This is a genomic window from uncultured Methylobacterium sp., from assembly GCF_964242245.1.
GTDB lineage: Bacteria > Pseudomonadota > Alphaproteobacteria > Rhizobiales > Beijerinckiaceae > Methylobacterium.
This window is the reverse complement of sequence record NZ_CAXTBY010000038.1, coordinates 16,428-32,898: the sequence shown is the minus strand read 5'-3', so window position 1 is coordinate 32,898 and position 16,471 is coordinate 16,428. Positions and strand designations below refer to the sequence as shown.

Below are 16,471 nucleotides of genomic sequence, written 5' to 3'. Positions count from 1 at the left end.
GCCGGCCTGGACGCCGCAAGCATCGTCCAAAAGGTCCAGGACACCCTGCCTGAACGCAAGGCTCGGCCCTCGAACGTCGTCAGCGTCGGACGCCGACCCCGCTGAGGGGCCGGTCTTCTCCTGATCAGCCCAACGCCTCCTCGACGGCCTTGCCGCACGCCTGCGTGTCGGCGTTGCCGCCGAGGTCGCGCGTGCGAAGGGTCTTCTCGGACAGCACCCGCTCGATACCGGAGACGATCTCGGCCGCGGCTTCCCGCTCGCCGAGATGCTCCAGCATCATCGCCCCCGACCAGATCTGCCCGATCGGGTTGGCGATGCCCTGCCCGGCGATGTCGGGGGCCGAGCCGTGCACCGGCTCGAACACCGACGGGTGCTTGCGCTCGGGGTTGATGTTGCCGGACGGCGCGATGCCGATGGTGCCGGTGCAGGCCGGGCCGAGGTCGGACAGGATGTCGCCGAACAGGTTCGAGGCGACGACCACGTCGAACCGGTCCGGGTTGAGCACGAAGTGCGCCGTCAGGATGTCGATGTGGTACTGGTCCCAGGCGACGTCCGCGTAGGCCTCGGCCACCGCCTTCACGCGCTCGTCCCAGTACGGCATCGTGATCGAGATGCCGTTCGACTTCGTCGCCGAGGTCAGGTGCCGCTTCGGCCGGCTCTGCGCGAGGGTGAAGGCAAAGTTCAGCACCCGGTCGACGCCGTGGCGGGTGAAGATCGTCTCCTGGATCGCGAACTCGCGCTCGGTGCCGGCAAACATCCGCCCGCCCGCGTTCGAGTACTCCCCTTCGGTGTTCTCGCGGATCACCCAGAAGTCGATGTCCCCGGGCTCGCGGCCGGCGAGCGGGCACGCGACCCCCGGCATCAGCCGCACGGGGCGCAGGTTCACGTACTGGTCGAACTCGCGGCGGAACTGGATCAGCGAGCCCCAGAGCGAGATGTGGTCGGGCACCTGCTCCGGCATGCCGACGGCGCCGAAGAAAATCGCGTCGTGGCCCGCGATCCGGCTCTTCCAGTCCTCCGGCATCATCCGCCCGTGCGCTGCGTAGTAGTCGCAGCTCGCGAAGTCGAACCAGTCGAGCGTCAGCGCGAAGCCGTGGCGCTTGGCGGCCTTCTCCAGGACGCGGACGCCCTCGGGCACCACCTCCTTACCGATGCCGTCGCCGGGGATCACCGCGACGCGGTAGCTGCGCTTCGATTCGCTCATCGGATCCTCTTGCGTCCTCGTCCGGCGATCTGTCCCGCCGCGCGGGCCCGGTCAACGCTCCGGGCTGACAATCAATCCGATTCGCCCGCGATCGCCCGGCGCTGGCGGTCGAGCGCGTCGCTGTAGCGCTTGAGCGTGTGGCTCTCGGTGAGCAGGCCGATCACCCGGCGGTCCTCGACGGTGTCGACGACGGCCAGCGCCTCGCTCTCCGTCCGGTCGAAGGCGGCGGACGCCTCCTTGGCGTTCAGGTCCGGGGTCAGGAAGTCGTCGGGATGGCGCAGCACGTCGGCGAGCGTCGCCTCCGCACCATGCGCGTCGCGGGCTGCGGCGTGGACCTCGGGGACCATGACGATGCCGGCGTAGCGCTCCGCCGCGTCCACCACGATCACCCGCGAGGGCGAGCCGAGCGGGTGATCGCGCAGGAAGGTCGTCACCGGCGTGTCGAGGCTGACCGCGCGCACATCCCTGCGCATCAGCCGATCGACGGTGAGGCTGCGGATCCAGCCGACATCGTGCGCGCTGCGGATGCTCTCGCCGCGCAGGTGGAAGCGCCACGTGGCGAACGAGTAGCCGAAGGTCTTGCGCACGGTGAGCGACGAGGCGATCACGGCCACCAGGACGAGGCCGGTGACGGGGAGGCTGCCGGTGACCTCCAGCGCCAGGAAGGTCATGGTGAGCGGGCCGCCGATGACGGCGACCGCCAGCGCGCTCATCCCGATCACTGCGTAGGCGAGCGGGGTCAGCCCGAAGGCGGCAAGCCCCGGCACCACCTCCGGCGCAAGCGCCGCGAACAGCTCTCCGGCGAGCGCGCCGAGGAGCAGCGAGGCGAAGAACAGCCCACCGCGGAACCCCGATCCGATCGAGATGGCCGAGGCCGTCGCCTTGGCGAGGAACAGCCCGGCCAGCGTCCCGGTGCCGTAGGCCTGCGCCCCTTCCGCGAAGTGCACGTGCAGCGCGCCGTGGCCGCCGGACAGCACCTGCGGGCCGACCAGCAGCGCCAGCAGGCCGACGCCGAGACCGCCGAGCGCCGGACCGGCCGCCCGCGGCAGGCGGGTTGCCTGCACGCCCTGCTCGATCAGGGTGACGGCGCGCATGATCAGGATGCCGAGCCCGGCGCAGACGAGGCCGAGGACGAGGCTCGGCAGGGTATCGGCGCCGGTGACCGCCGAGGTCGTCACCGCCTGGACGTCGTCGAGGGCGACGAGGGGCTGCGCCGTGACGAGCGCCCGCGCGACGAGGCTGCCGCAGAGCGCCGCGACCACCACCGGCGTCAGCGTCGCGATCGAGTAGGTGCCGATGATCAGCTCGAAGGCGTAGAACGCCCCCGTGAGCGGCGCCCCGAAGGCGGCGGCGATCGCGGCGGCCGAACCGCAGCCGACCAGCGTCCGCAGGTCGCCGCGCCGCATCTCGAAGGCGAGGCCCAGCCGCGAGGCGAGCCCGCCGCAGATCTGCGTGTAGCCGGCCTCCAGGCCGACCGAGGCGCCGCTGCCGTTCGACACCACGTTCTGGAGTGCGACGTAGACGCTGTCGCGCAGCGACATCCGGCCGCCGTGGAGCGCGTTGGCCTCGATCGGATCGACCACCGGACGCTGGCGCCGTCCGCGGATGCGGTTGGCTGCGAGGATCAGCAGGCCGAGCCCGATTCCGCCGATGCAGGGACCGAGGAACAGCATGAGCGGCAGGACGTCGTCGGCTGCGCTCAGCCGCGTGCCGCGCGGCAGCCGGTAGAGCGCCTCCCGCAGCCCTTGCGCCGCGAGGTTCATGCCGGCCACCGTGATGCCGCCGATGCAGCCGGTGAGCCCCGCAAGGGCGACGAGCCCCACCTCGCTCCGGCGGACGAAGGCACGAAGCTGCTCCGGGGCCTGGACCAGCACGGCGCGCCCCCAGCGGCGGCGCGGGGCCCCGGCAGGCGGCTTCATCGCGGTGTGGAGGATGGGCTTCGGGTCACGGGCCATCCTCTACCGGGGCGATCCGGTCCGCGTCCACGGGCGGCACGCGGGTTGAAAAGGCCGCGCCGCCACGATACACCGCGCCGCAGTGCCGCCGTAGCTCAGTTGGTTAGAGCACCAGATTGTGGATCTGGGGGTCCCCCGTTCGAGCCGGGGCGGTGGTACCATCAATTTTGATCGACTTTGCAAGAGGCTGGTCAGGGACCGGTCCCCGGCCGGCGGAAATGCTGGACGGCCTGCGTGCGAGGCATGCTATCGTGCCGGCATGCCTCGCTCCCTCCGAATCCTCATCCTTGCCGTCACGCTGCTGACGATCGCGACCGTCGCGACATCCGTCCCGGATTTCGGAACCTTGGTGATCGAGAAGATCACGGCGGGTGGGATGTGGTCCGCGCTCGCCGTCTTCATCGTCGCGGCGATCATCCTCGGCGCCCGGCCGCGGGCAGGAGATGGCGCAATGGGGCCGCCGCCGCGCCCCGGCGATGGGCGGCATCGTTGAACGACGGGCGATGGCGTGACGGCCCGCCCCCTGGACGCCGTGCACGAGGACTTTGAGCGGGTGTCCGGGCTCTTCCACGGCCCGGCCGCACGGACACCGTGGGCCGCCTACTCGGCGGCGACGCGGAAGGGCTTGGCGCCGGGTGCCGCACCGGAGGTCTTGCCGCCCTCGCGCAGGTCGCGCTCGACGATCCGGGCGCGCCCGAACGTCGCCATCAGGCCGTAGACGATCTTGGCGGCGAAATCGAGCACCGCGATGCCGGCCGTCGTCAGCACCGGGTCGATGATCTTGAGCCCGTCCGTACCCACGAGCAGCACGAGCGGGTAGAGGAGCCAGATCACCGACAGGATGGCGGCGTCGCGGATGTAGGTGGTGCGCACGTCCTCACCCTCCTTCGCGTTCTCCTCGCGCAGGGGCCCCCAGATCACGTAGTACACGCCCAGGAAGGCGCCGCAGGAGATCGCGAACCACGTCCACTTGATCCACGGCACCGCGGACGCCCCGAAGAACAGGGCGGTCAGGACCATGATCACGTCGGCGGCGATGAGGCCGAACACGGCCCCGTGCCGGCGCATGCCGGCGTGCATGGCCGCCGTCGACAGGGCGAACAGCAGGATGGGCGTGGTGAAGGTCCAGTCGAGGTAGCGCGCGTAGTAGAAGTCCCACTGCGCGGCCGGCTCGGCGCTGGTCGGCAGCGCGATGAGGCCCTGACCGCAGGCCATGGCGAAGTAGGAGCAGGCGGCGATGATCGGCACGATGCCGTGCAGGACGCCGTCCACCTCCTCGTCGGCGGTGCGCGCCTTGGCGACGAACAGGATCGCGGCTGCACCGAGCGACATGCCGGCGAGCGTCAGCCAGAGCCAGAATGAGACGGTCATCGGGTCAACTCCGTGCGGCGGCGGCCGCGCCTCGACGGCGTCCCGACAACCGGGCTTCATCGGTCCGGTTCTGACTCGGCTGCGGCCGCGATGCCGCATCGGACCGTGCGGGCGTGCCGGATCGATCGCGGGGCACATGCGGGCCGGCGCAGATACGACCCGACCGATGCGGCTCGCGCGTGGAGCCGGCAGGTCCGCCGCGCCGCCGCGTTCGGGCTGACGGCCGCGCTGCGGCCCGTCGTCGCTCGACGGGGGAGAACCCGGCTCATACCGAGTCTCATGGGTCGTGACCCATGAGGTCCGGCGGACCACCGCCGCCCCGCAGTCGCGGGGGGCGGATCTCAAGGCGTCGGGCTCGTCGAGATCCGGTATCAGACCACGCCGGCGCGGAGCAGGTCATGGATGTGGAGGATGCCCGTCGGCCGTCCGTCCTCGGCGACGAAGATCGCCGTGATGCGCTTGCGGTTCATCACCTCGAGGGCCGAACTCGCCAGGATGTCCGCCTCCACGACGATGGGAGCCGCGGTCATTACGTCCCGGACCACGGTGTCAAGGATCGCCGGACCCATGTGGCGGCGCAGGTCGCCGTCGGTGACGATGCCGATGAGCCGTCGCTCGGCATCGACGACGCCGACGCAACCGTAGCGCCGCCCGGTGATCTCGATGATGACGTCCGACATTCGCATGTCGTCGGTCACGAGCGGCATCTCGTCGCCGGTTTGCATGAGCTGGCGAACGGTCTTGAGGCGCGCCGCCAGCGTGCCGCCGGGGTGCAGGGCCTTGAACCGGGCCGAGGTGAAGCCGCGTTGCTCGAGGAGCGCGATCGCCAGCGCGTCGCCCATGGCGAGCTGGAGCAGGCTCGACGTGGTCGGCGCGAGGTCGTGCGGGCAGGATTCGCGCACCTTCGGCAGCGCGAGAAGCACGTCGGCCGCGCGCCCGAGGGTGCTGTCGGCGTTGCAGGTGATCGCGATCAGCGGAATCGAGAAGCGCCGGGAGAAGCTGACGAGGTCGCCGAGTTCCGCCGTCTCGCCCGACCAGGACAGGGCGACGATCGCGTCGTCGTCGGCGATCATGCCGAGGTCGCCGTGACTGGCCTCGGTCGGATGCACGAAGAACGCGTGCGTGCCGGTGGACGCGAGCGTCGCGGCGAGCTTGCGACCGACATGGCCGCTCTTGCCGATTCCGCAGACGATGACGCGGCCCTTGACGCCTAAGATCGTCTCGATCGCCCGCTCGAAGGCATCGCCGAGATCGGACGTCAGCGACGCGATCACCTCCTCCAGCGCCGACATGCCGAGCTGAAGGCTGCGCACCGCGATGCCGCGGATGTCGGGGCGGGTCTCGTCGGGGTGCGCATGAGACGGGACCGCGTGCGGGCGACCGTTGAGTGCGCCAGTCATCGGGTTACGCACGTGCGTGGCGGGAAACGCGGTGACGCGGGTCATGGGGCAGGTCCATCGGGATGCCGGTGCCGCGTGCGCCCCGGAGTCTGCTGATACGTGACGTGGCCCGCGATCGGTCGGGCAGGCACGAGCGCTAGGATCGGCCCATGGTTTAAATGTGACGACGGCGGGCCGTGCGATGCGTCCAGGGATGAACGACGCGGTACAGAGCTTGGCGTCCAAGTTCTGACGTCGGAAATCAATAGTCTTGCTGGAAATAGTCTGTCCTATCAAATCAATGCAGCCACACGGAGAGGATTTCCACGCTCCCCTCGCCGCGCCGAGACAGACTTCGCGTCCGGAGCCATGATGTCGATGGCCGGACCGCGGCAGCGCCGGCGGCCTTGAGCCCCGACCCCTGCGGCGCTGCTTCGGCGCCGATCAGGCCCGCAGGAAGTCGATCAGTGCCGCGTTCACCGCGTCGGCCGCGTCGTGCTGGACCCAGTGGGTCGCCTCGGGCAGCCACTGGATCCTGCCGGACGTGCACAGGGCGAGGCTGGCCTCAGCGAGGCCCGGTTCGAGGGCGTGGTCGCGCCGGCCCCACAGCACGAGGGTCGGCGGCGTCACCCGCAGCACCGGCCTGGGCCGCGGCAGGCGCAGCGCGCGGTACCAGTTCAGCATCCCCGTCATCGCGCCGGGCTGCGTCCACGCCTCGACGTAGCGGTCGAGATCGGCCGGGGTGAAGCTGCCGGGCCGGCTGGACTTGAGGAGCGCCTGCCGCAGCACGCGGCACGCGTTCGCCGTGAGGCGGGCTTCCGGAAGACGCGGGATCTGGAAGAGGCCGACGTAGGCGCTGCGCAGCATCTGCGTCGGATGGTGCCGCAGGTAGGTCCCGAAGATGCTGGGGTGGGGCGCGTTGAGGATCGCCAGCCGCGCGACGCGATCCGGATGGTGCGAGGCGGTCCACCAAGCGACGAGGCCGCCCCAATCGTGCGCCACCAGCCGGAAGCGCGCGAAGCCGTAATGGTCGGCCAGTTCGATCACGTCGGCGGAAAGCCGATCGAGGTGGTAGGCCGGGAGGCCGTGCGGCTTGTCGCTGAGGTTGTAGCCGCGCTGATCCGGAAGGACGAGGCGGAAGCCCGCCGACGCCAGCGGCCCGATCTGGCGCCGCCAGCCGTACCAGAATTCCGGGAAGCCGTGCAGGACGAGGGTCGGCAACCCGTCCTGCGGCCCGGCCTCGGCCACGTTCAGCCGGATGCCGGGCAGCGCGATCGAGGAGAACGTCACAGAATCGGGCAAGGCGGTTTCCGAAGGTTCGGATCGCACATCGAGGATCGCACGATGCTTGGCCGTGCTACCGGGAGCGCCGCGGCTCAGCCCTCACGCAGGAAGATCATGGTCGAGAGGGGCGGCAGCGTCAGGCTCAGCGACTGGCCCTGGCCATGGCTCTCCGTCGCGTCGGCGTGGCGTCCGCCCATGTTGCCGACGTTCGAGCCGCCGTAGATCCCGGCATCCGAGTTGAACGCCTCGCGGTAGTAGCCGCTTGCCGGCACGCCGACCCTGTAGTTCTCGCGCGGCACCGGCGTGAAGTTCGAGACCACGATGGCGACCTCGCCGGGCTCGCGGCCCTTGCGCGCCCAACTGATCACGCTGTTGTCCTGATCGTCGGCCACGAGCCACTGGAAACCGGCAGCCTCCGTGTCGCGGGCGTGGAGCGCCGGCGTTCCCACGTAGAGCCGATTGAGGTCGCGGACTGCGTCCTTGAGGCCGGCGTGCATCGGGTCGTCGAGGAGGTGCCAGTCCAACGACTGGTTGTGGTTCCACTCGCGCGCCTGGCCGAACTCGCCGCCCATGAACAGCAGCTTCTTGCCGGGGTGGCCCCACATGAAGCCGAAATAGGCGCGCAGGTTGGCGAACTTCTGCCAGCGGTCGCCGGGCATCTTGCCCAGCAGCGAGCCCTTCCCGTGCACGACCTCGTCGTGGGACAGCGGCAGAATGAAGTTCTCGGAGAACGCGTAGAGCAGGCCGAAGGTCAGGTCGTGGTGATGGTAGCGCCGGTGGATCGTCTCCTTGGAGACGAAGTTCAGGGTGTCGTGCATCCACCCCATGTTCCACTTGAAGCCGAAGCCGAGGCCGCCGGTGTAGGTCGGGTGCGAGACGCCCGGCCACGAGGTCGATTCCTCGGCGACCGTGATGGTGCCCGGCGCGTGGCTGTAGGTCGCCTCGTTGGTCTTGCGCAGGAAGTTGATCGCGTCGAGGTTCTCGTTGCCGCCGTACTGGTTGGGGATCCACTCGCCCTGGCGGCGCGAGTAGTCGAGGTACAGCATCGAGGCCACCGCATCCACGCGCAGGCCGTCGAGGTGGTAGTGCTCCAGCCAGAAGCGGGCGTTGGCGGCCAGGAACGTCGAGACCTCGGCGCGGCCGAAATTGTAGATGTAGGTGCCCCAGTCCTGGTGGAAGCCCTGGCGCGGGTCGGCGTGCTCGTAGAGGTGCGTGCCGTCGAACTGGCCGAGGCCGTGCGCGTCGAGGGGGAAGTGCCCCGGCACCCAGTCGAGCATCACGCCGATGCCAGCCTCGTGGGCGGCGTTGACGAAGGCGGCGAAGTCGTCCGGCGTGCCGTGGCGGCTCGTGGGCGCGAACAGCGAGACCGGCTGGTAGCCCCAGGAGCCGTCGAACGGGAACTCCGTGATCGGCAGCATCTCGATATGGGTGAAGCCCATCTCCTTGACGTAGGGAATGAGCCGGTCAGCCAGTTCCTTGTAGGTCAGGTAGCGGTTGCCCTCGTCGGGAACCCGCGCCCACGATCCGAGGTGGACCTCGTAGATCGAGATCGCCGCGTGGCGCGGGTCCTTCGCGCCGCGGGTGTCCATCCACCGTTTGTCGTGCCACACGGGCTCGCTCGTGCCCTGGAGCACGGAGGCCGTCTGAGGCGGGTGCTGAGCTGCGAAGGCGACCGGGTCGGCCTTCAGCGGCAGCACTGCGCCGTCCGGGCCGCGAATCTCGAACTTGTAGTTCTGGCGGGCCTTGAGGCCCGGTACGAACAGCTCCCACAGGCCGCCGTTCTGCCACAGGCGCATGGGGTGACGCCGTCCGTCCCACTCGTTGAAGTCGCCGACCACGCTGACGCGCCGCGCGTTCGGCGCCCAGACGGCGAAGCGGAAGCCATCGATGCCGTCGAGGCATCCGAGCTGCGCGCCGAGGATCTTGTAGACGAGGTTCGTTCCGACCTCGTGCAGCGTGTCAACGTCGTGCTGCTCCAGAGAGGAGCCGAAGCTGTAGGGATCGTGGCGGCGGCGCTTCAACCCGTCCCAGGTCTCGATCTCGATCTCGTAGAGCGGTCGGCCCTCGCTCTCGACCTTGGCGACCCAGAACCCGTCCGGATGGCGGCGCTCGAACGGAACCGAGGCTCCACCGACGACGAGCGCGGCGGATTTCGCCTCCGGCAGTACGGCCCGAACCTCCCAGGCGCCCGGCCCGACCTGATGCGGTCCGAGGACGCTGAACGCGTCGCCGTGGCTGGCGGCCATCACGGCGGCGATGGCATCCGGGTGCAGGCTTCCCGGGCCGGCGCTGGACACGGAACCGGATTGCGCGACCTCGGCGACCTGGAACGAGTCCGACCCGTCGGTGCGGGTCGCGAAGGTCTGGTCGATGGCCGTCATACGGGTGCCTCTCTCGGAGTCTTTCACGACGCCTTGGCGTCTTCCAGAATGTTGAGAACCCCACGGGCCGGGATTTCGATCCAATCCGGACGGTTGTTGGCTTCGTAATCGACCTCGTAGAGCGCCTTGATCAGCAGGCATAGCCGCAGCAGGCGGCCGTGCGTCTCAGGGTCGGTCACCGCGGCCCGGCTCTCGGTTGCGGCGGCCGCGTAGCCGTCGAGGAACGCGGCATCGATCATGCCGCGCCACGCCGTTGAGGCCTCCCGCGCACGCTCCTCCGAGTCGGAGAAGCGTGCGGCGATCTCGCGGGTGACGGTCTCTGCTCCGTAGGCGAACGAGCGCAGCATCCCGGCGACGTCGCGCAAGGGGGTGGACTTCGCGCGGCGCTCGTCGGCCGGCCGCGAGGGCTCGCCCTCGAAATCGACGATCACCAGATCGCCCTCCGAGGCCAGAACCTGCCCGAGATGGTAGTCGCCGTGCACCCGGGTCTTGAACGCGCCCCGCGGCGGGTCCCGGGTGAGGAGGCCGATCAGCGCGTCGACCTCCCTGCGACGGCCGGCGAGCGCCTGGCTTGCCGGCCGGCCGGCATCGAGGCCGCGACCGGCCATGCCCTTCAGGCCGCGGAATGCGCGCTCGGCCTGATGCCGCGCATCGGCACCCAGCACCGCGAGGTCGTCGGCCGTGAACGGCTCCGCCGCGAAGGCGTCGTCGCGCGTCTCGATGGCGAAGGCCTTGTGCATCTCCGCGGTGCGGCGGCCGAGGAGGTCGGCCCAGCGCAGGTGATCGTGGAACGCGTCCTCCGGCCGCGGGGCCTCGCTCTCGGGGGCCAGCACCACCGTCTCGAAGTCGCGGCGCAGGCCCTCCAGCATCAGGGTCCAGGCGTCGCCCTGGTTCTTCACGAAGCGCTGGAGCACGGCGAGCGCCGTGCGGGTGCCGTCGTCAGCGACGTGCTCCATCACGCCGAGGAGCGCCGGGGTGTTGGCGAACTGCGCGGTCTCGGTGAGGAAGCGCCCCACCTCGATCTCCGGGTGGATGCCCGGCTGGAGCCGGCGCAGCAGCTTGAGCATCATCTTCGAGCCGACGGCGATCGAGGTGTTGCTCTGCTCGGCCGAGAGCCGGCGCACGTCCGCGGGATCGACGGTGACGTCGGGGTCGAAGGCCGAGGTGGTCGAGAAGACGAGGCGGCCGCCCTCGGTCGGAACTTCGAGACCGCTGCGCATGCCCTCGATCAGGCAGACCGCGAAGTCGGGCGAGGCCGCCGCGCCGTAGAGGAGGCCGGTGCGGGGCCCGCGGCGCACGCGGGCGACCGCGTGGTCCATCAGCACGTCGTCCTCGCGGCCCTCGTCGACGCCGACCGGCACGAAGTACTCCTGCCGCTCGCCGTTGGAGAGCTGGACGCCGATGCGCGGCAGCAGGAACCGCGCCTCGCCGCCGGCCTCCACGGTGGCGCAGTCGACCACCTGCACGCTCCTGATCCGCGAGCCCTTGGCGCCGAACCAGCGTCGGCTGGCGATGAAGGGCGGGATCACCGTGCGTTCGAAGGCAAGACGCTCGCGCCCGGCCATCAGCGTCTCGATGCCGCCGGTCAGGACCAGCGTGAACAGCTCCGGCGCCTCCTTCTTCGGCCCGACCGTGCCGGTGTTCGCGCTGCTCACGCTGAACCAGTAGAAGCCGTAGGCCGGCAGCGTCAGCAGGTAGGGCAGATCGCCGATCGCCGGGAACTCGCTGCCGCCGGTGAGCTCGATCGGCACCGCGCTGCGCAGCTCCGACAGGTCGAGCTGGACGGCCTGCGGCGCCCGCGAGAGGTTGGCCACGCACAGCACCCGCTCGCCCTCGAACTCGCGGATCCAGGCCAGCACCTTGCGGTTGCTCGGATAGAGGAACTGCATTCCGCCGCGGCCGAGCGCGGTGCTGTTGTTGCGGATCGCGATCATCCGCCGCGTCCAGTTCAGGAGGCTCGTCTGCGACCGTGTCTGCGCCTCGACGTTCAGCGCGTCGAAGCCGTAGATCGGGTCCTGCACCGCGGGGAGGAACAGGCGGGCCGGATCGGAGCGGGAGAAGCCGCCGTTGCGGTCGGGCGACCACTGCATCGGCGTGCGCACGCCGTCGCGGTCGCCGAGATAGATGTTGTCGCCCATGCCGATCTCGTCGCCGTAGTACAGAACCGGCGTGCCGGGCATCGACAGCACGAGGGACTTCATCAGCTCGATCTTGCGCCGGTCGTTCTCCAGGAGCGGCGCCAGCCGCCGGCGGATGCCGAGGTTGATCCGGGCGCGGCGCTCTGCGGCGTAGAACGACCAGAGATAATCCCGTTCCTCGGCGGTCACCATCTCGAGCGTCAGCTCATCGTGATTCCGCAAAAAAATTGCCCACTGGCAGCCTTCCGGGATCTCCGGGGTCTGGCGCATGATGTCGGTGATCGGGTGCCGGTCCTCGCGGGCGATCGCCATGTACATCCGCGGCATCAGCGGGAAGTGGAACGCCATGTGGCATTCGTCGCCGTCGCCGAAATACTGCGCGGTCTCCTCCGGCCACTGGTTGGCTTCGGCGAGCAGCATCCGGTCGGGATAGCTCGCGTCGAGCGCCGCGCGGATCGCCTTGATGACCGTATGGGTCTCGGGCAGGTTCTCGCAGTTGGTGCCGTCGCGCTCGATCAGGTAGGGGATCGCGTCGAGCCGCAGGCCGTCGACGCCCATGTCGAGCCAGTAGCGCATCACCTTGATGATGGTCTCCAGCACGGCCGGGTTGTCGAAGTTGAGATCGGGCTGGTGGCTGTAGAAGCGGTGCCAGAAGTACTGCTTGGCGACCGGGTCCCAGGTCCAGTTCGAGGACTCGGTGTCGAGGAAGATGATGCGCGTGTCCTTGTACGGCGCATCGGTGTCCGACCAGACGTAGAAGTCGCGCTCGGCTGAGCCGGCCGGCGCTTGGCGGGCGGCCTGGAACCAGGGGTGCTGGTCCGAGGTGTGGTTGATGACGAGCTCGGTGATGACCCGCAGGCCGCGCTCGTGCGCGGCCTCCACGAAGCGGCGGAAGTCGGCCATCGTGCCGTAGGACGGGTTGACCTCCTCGTAGTCGGCGATGTCGTAGCCGTCGTCCCGCAGCGGGGACGGGTAGAACGGCATCAGCCAGATCGCCGTGACCCCGAGGTCGCGCACGTAGTCAAGCCGCTGGGTCAGGCCGTCGAAGTCGCCGATCCCGTCGTTGTTCGCGTCGAAGAACGACTTGACATGGATCTGGTAGATGATGGCGTCACGGTACCATTGCGGATCGCTGCGATCGATCATCGCGTCGTTGCCTCGCACGTCGGATTCAGGGGCTTGTCGAGCCGGTCCCGCACGACGAGGTCGTTGCGTGATCGGTGCACGGTGTCTCACGACCGCATGATGGTGGCGAGAGCGCGACCGGCAGGGCCGACGCCGCGCTGTGTCTGGTTACACGAGGCGCCTCATCCCGCAACCCGCCGCGGCCGGCTCAGGCGCCAGATCACGCAGGATCGCTCGGCCGGGTCCAGCGCGATGCGGTGCGACTTGCCGCGCAGCTCGAACGTGTAGCCGTCGAGCAGGTCCTCGACCGCCACCGCCCCGTCGTCGGGCTCGCCGAGCAGCCAGAGCGGCACCTCGTAGGTGCATTCCTGGCGGTTCTTCGGGTCGAGGTTGACCATGACGAAGACGCAGTTGTCCGCCTCCGGCGTCGTCTTGGCGTAGGCGATGATCTGATCGTTGAAGGCGCCGGTGAAGACGATGTTCCGGAAGTCCCACAGCGCCGGGTTCTGCCGGCGGATCGCGTTGAGCTTGACGATGTGCCCGCGGATGTTGCCGGGGCGGTCGTCGTCCCAGGCCTTCAGCTCGTATTTTTCCGAGTTCAGGTACTCTTCCTTGCCGGGATAGGGCGCGGCCTCGCACAGCTCGTAGCCGTTGTAGATGCCGTAGACCGACGACAGGGTGGCGGCCAGCGTCGCGCGGACGACGAAGCCCGCCCGCCCGCTGGTCTGGAGGTAGTAGGGGTTGATGTCCGGCGTGTTGGCGAAGAAATTCGGGCGGTAGTACTCGCCCATCGGTCCGGCCAGCTCCAGGGCGTACTCGGTCAGCTCCGCCTTGGTGTTGCGCCACGTGAAGTAGGTGTAGCTCTGCTGGTAGCCGGCCTTGGCGAGCTTCTTCATCATCTTCGGCCGGGTGAAGGCCTCGGCGAGGAACAGCACGTCGGGGAAGCGGCCGTTCACCTCGGCGATCACCCATTCCCAGAACGGGATCGGCTTGGTGTGCGGGTTGTCGACCCGGAAGATGCGCACGCCCCGCTGCGCCCAGCCCAGCAGGATGTCGCGCAGCTCGATCCACAGCGAGGGCAGCGCGCCGCCGTAGAAGTGGACGTTGGAGATGTCCTCGTACTTCTTGGGCGGATTCTCGGCAAACTTCAGCGTGCCGTCGGGCCGCCACTCGAACCACTCGGGATGGTTCTTGATCCAGGGGTGATCGGGGGAGCACTGGATCGCGAAGTCGAGGGCCACCTCCATGCCGTGGGCGTGGCTCTCCGCCACCAGCCGCTCGAAGTCGGCGAGCGTGCCGAGCTCCGGGTGCACCGCCTCGTGGCCGCCCTCCTCCGTGCCGACCGCGTAGACCGAGCCGACGTCGCCGGGCAGCGCCTTGAGAGTGTTGTTCTTGCCCTTGCGGTTGGTGCGCCCGACCGGGTGGATCGGGGTGAAGTACAGCACGTCGAAGCCGAGTTCGCGGATCTCGGGAAGCCGCGCGATGACGTCGTCGAAGGTGCCGTGGCGGTTCACATCCCGCGATTGCGAGCGCGGGAAGATCTCGTACCAAGCGGAGAACCGGGCGGCCAAGCGGTCGGCGACGACGTTCAGCGTCACCGGATAGCGCGAGAGATTCACCCGCTCGGCGTTGCGGCGCACGAGGCCGGCCGCGTCGGGCACCAGGATGCGGTCGAGCTGCGCCGCCGAGCCGGTCTCCTCGGCGCCCAGCGCCGCCACGAGCGCCACGAGCCTGTCCTTGTCCCGGCCGGCGGCGAGGTCGGCGGCGGTCTGCGCCAGGGTCACGCCCTCGATCGTCTCGAGCCGCACGTCGACGCCGGCATCGCGCTTCTTCAGGGTATCGCGCATCCAGGACGAGAACCCGTCGCGCCAGCCCTCGATGGTGAACTCGTAGCGGGCGTTCCGCTCCAGCGGGAATTGCCCGGCCCAGCGGTCGTTGTCGACGAGCACCATCGGGTCGCGGCGCCACTCCGACGCGCCGACGACGCGCGAGAGGATCGCGGCGTTCAGGATCTCGTGCCCGTCGGAAACGATGTCGGCCTCGACCCGCACGGACTCGCCGACGACGCGCTTGACGGCCGAGCGCCCGCCGTCGAGTTCCGGGCTCACGGCCTCGATGACGATGCGGCCGGTCCCGTCCGGCGTGCCGCGGCTCGGCTGCTTGGCGACCGCGGCCGCATCGGCGCTGATGACGCGCAGCTCGCCCGGCGCGAGGTCGATGGCGCTGCCGGGATGGAAGGCGATCGGCTCGGCCTCGGGCGTCCGGTCGACGAAGGGACCGAGCATGCCGCCGGTCCGGGTGATCAGCGCCCCGGCATCGACCGGCACGGGGCGCTCGGTCGGGTTGTAGAGCAGGATCACCGCGTGGCGCGCCGAGGCCGGGTGGCCGGTGTCGTAGCGGGCGAGCGCGACGAAGTCGGCGTCCGGCGACGAGATCCGGGCCTGCGCGCCCTCGACGTTGGCCGCCGGCAACGCGGCCCGCAACGCGTTGATCGCGGCGACGTAGCCGGAGATGTCGATGCCGGTGTCGTGCTCGCGGTCGGCGGGCGTCGTATCGACGACGTGGACGGCGCGGCGGTAGCCCCACTCGTAGCCGATCGGCATCAGCACGCCGGCCGAGTAGAACGCGGCGAGCGCGTAGCGGCTGCGAAGCCGCGCGGCGACGGCCTCCGGGCCGTCCGTGATCCCGGCCGCGAGCCGCGGCATGTCGTGGTTCTCGGGGAACGCGATCGAGGGCGCGATGGTGCGCAGGCGCTCGTACTGCTCCAGGGCCCAGGGCTTCCTCAGGTCCCACCACGCGAAGGAGTTGAACAGGTAGTCGAACCCGGCGCCGGCCGTCGCCCGCGCCTCCTCGAAGGTGCAGCCCAGGGTCTCGGCCGCGAACAGGCAATCGGAATCGCGCGCCTTGGCCTGCCCGATCAGGGCACGCCACGTCTCCGGCGGCACCTTGTAGGCGGCGTCGCACCGGAAGCCGGCGACGCCGAGGCCCTGGTGGTGCGCGACGTAGGCGTCCCAGATCCGCGTCAGCTCGCGTCGCGGGCCCTCGGAATGGTAGTCGAGTTCGGCCAAGTCGCCCCAGACCGTGCGGATCGTCGGATCGTCGGGATCGACCGCCGCGGGGCTGGCGATGCGGCCGTCGGCCTCGTGGACGAACAGGTCGGGCCGGTCGCGGGCGAGGCGCCCGTCGTTGGCGGTGTGGTTGATGACGAGGTCGGTCATCACCGACAGGCCCGCGTCGCGCGCCGCGTCGCAGAAGCGCCGGATCTGCTCGTCGTCGGAGGCGCCGTCGGGGTCGCGGAACCGGTCGTCGAGGCGTTCCGGGTCGGCGACGGCGTAGAGGCTGCCCGACCCGCCGGTGGCGTGGAACGGGTTGAGGTAGACCCAGTCGAAGCCGAGGCCGGCGATGCGCGGCAGTTCCGCCGTCCAGTCCGACACGCGGCCGACGAGGAGCGGGAACAGGTTGTAGATCCGCGGCCCCTCGATCCGCGGCGCGAGGCCCGCCGGGGGCGCCACAAGCGCGGCCCCGCCCGCTGCGGGATTCCTCGGTGCGGTGGTCGGTGCGTTCATGCTGGCCTCGAAGGTTCGGTCGTCCTGAGTTCGCGCGTCTTTAGGTTTTGGGCGTCTTCGGTTCGCGC

The 16,471-nt window shown here is 69.8% G+C and carries 9 protein-coding genes and 1 tRNA gene; 2 read left to right on the top strand and 8 right to left on the bottom strand.

The annotated features are described in order from the left end of the window. Window positions 1–124 precede the first annotated feature (124 nt). Window positions 125–1,204: a tartrate dehydrogenase gene (locus tag ACFE8Y_RS10740; protein ID WP_375464376.1), complete on the bottom strand. Its 1,080-nt coding sequence runs from the start codon at window positions 1,202–1,204 to the stop codon at window positions 125–127. Between the two features lie 71 nt (window positions 1,205–1,275). Continuing rightward, a complete protein-coding gene (locus ACFE8Y_RS10735) occupies window positions 1,276–3,159 on the bottom strand; it encodes a chloride channel protein (RefSeq protein ID WP_375464375.1) in 1,884 nt (627 codons plus the stop codon). An 84-nt stretch (window positions 3,160–3,243) separates the two neighbouring features. Here ACFE8Y_RS10735 and ACFE8Y_RS10730 point away from each other — a divergent pair. Continuing rightward, a tRNA-His gene (locus tag ACFE8Y_RS10730) sits at window positions 3,244–3,320 on the top strand. A 188-nt stretch (window positions 3,321–3,508) separates the two neighbouring features. After that, the gene (locus ACFE8Y_RS10725; protein WP_375464374.1) at window positions 3,509–3,652 is read left to right on the top strand and encodes a hypothetical protein; all 144 of its coding nucleotides are present in this window, start codon (window positions 3,509–3,511) and stop codon (window positions 3,650–3,652) included. A 107-nt stretch (window positions 3,653–3,759) separates the two neighbouring features. Here ACFE8Y_RS10725 and ACFE8Y_RS10720 read toward each other — a convergent pair whose 3' ends face one another. From ACFE8Y_RS10720 to ACFE8Y_RS10695, 6 genes are all read right to left on the bottom strand, one after another. Beyond that, window positions 3,760–4,530 carry a bacteriorhodopsin gene (locus tag ACFE8Y_RS10720; protein ID WP_375464373.1) on the bottom strand — a complete coding sequence of 257 codons (771 nt, stop codon included), beginning with the start codon at window positions 4,528–4,530 and terminating at the stop codon, window positions 3,760–3,762. Window positions 4,531–4,901: 371 nt separating this feature from the next. Then, window positions 4,902–5,975: an SIS domain-containing protein gene (locus tag ACFE8Y_RS10715; protein WP_375464372.1), complete on the bottom strand. Its 1,074-nt coding sequence runs from the start codon at window positions 5,973–5,975 to the stop codon at window positions 4,902–4,904. Window positions 5,976–6,353: 378 nt separating this feature from the next. After that, on the bottom strand, window positions 6,354–7,211 hold the full coding sequence (locus tag ACFE8Y_RS10710) for an alpha/beta fold hydrolase (RefSeq protein WP_375464371.1): 858 nt from the start codon (window positions 7,209–7,211) through the stop codon (window positions 6,354–6,356). A gap of 74 nt (window positions 7,212–7,285) precedes the next feature. After that, window positions 7,286–9,574 carry a 1,4-alpha-glucan branching protein GlgB gene (gene glgB, locus ACFE8Y_RS10705; protein WP_375464370.1) on the bottom strand — a complete coding sequence of 763 codons (2,289 nt, stop codon included), beginning with the start codon at window positions 9,572–9,574 and terminating at the stop codon, window positions 7,286–7,288. Window positions 9,575–9,597: 23 nt separating this feature from the next. Beyond that, entirely contained in the window at window positions 9,598–12,858 is a 3,261-nt protein-coding gene (gene treS / locus ACFE8Y_RS10700; protein WP_375464369.1) for a maltose alpha-D-glucosyltransferase, read from the bottom strand. A 161-nt stretch (window positions 12,859–13,019) separates the two neighbouring features. Further along, complete coding sequence (locus ACFE8Y_RS10695; protein WP_375464368.1) at window positions 13,020–16,403, bottom strand: maltotransferase domain-containing protein; 3,384 nt, start codon at window positions 16,401–16,403, stop codon at window positions 13,020–13,022. Window positions 16,404–16,471 lie beyond the last annotated feature (68 nt).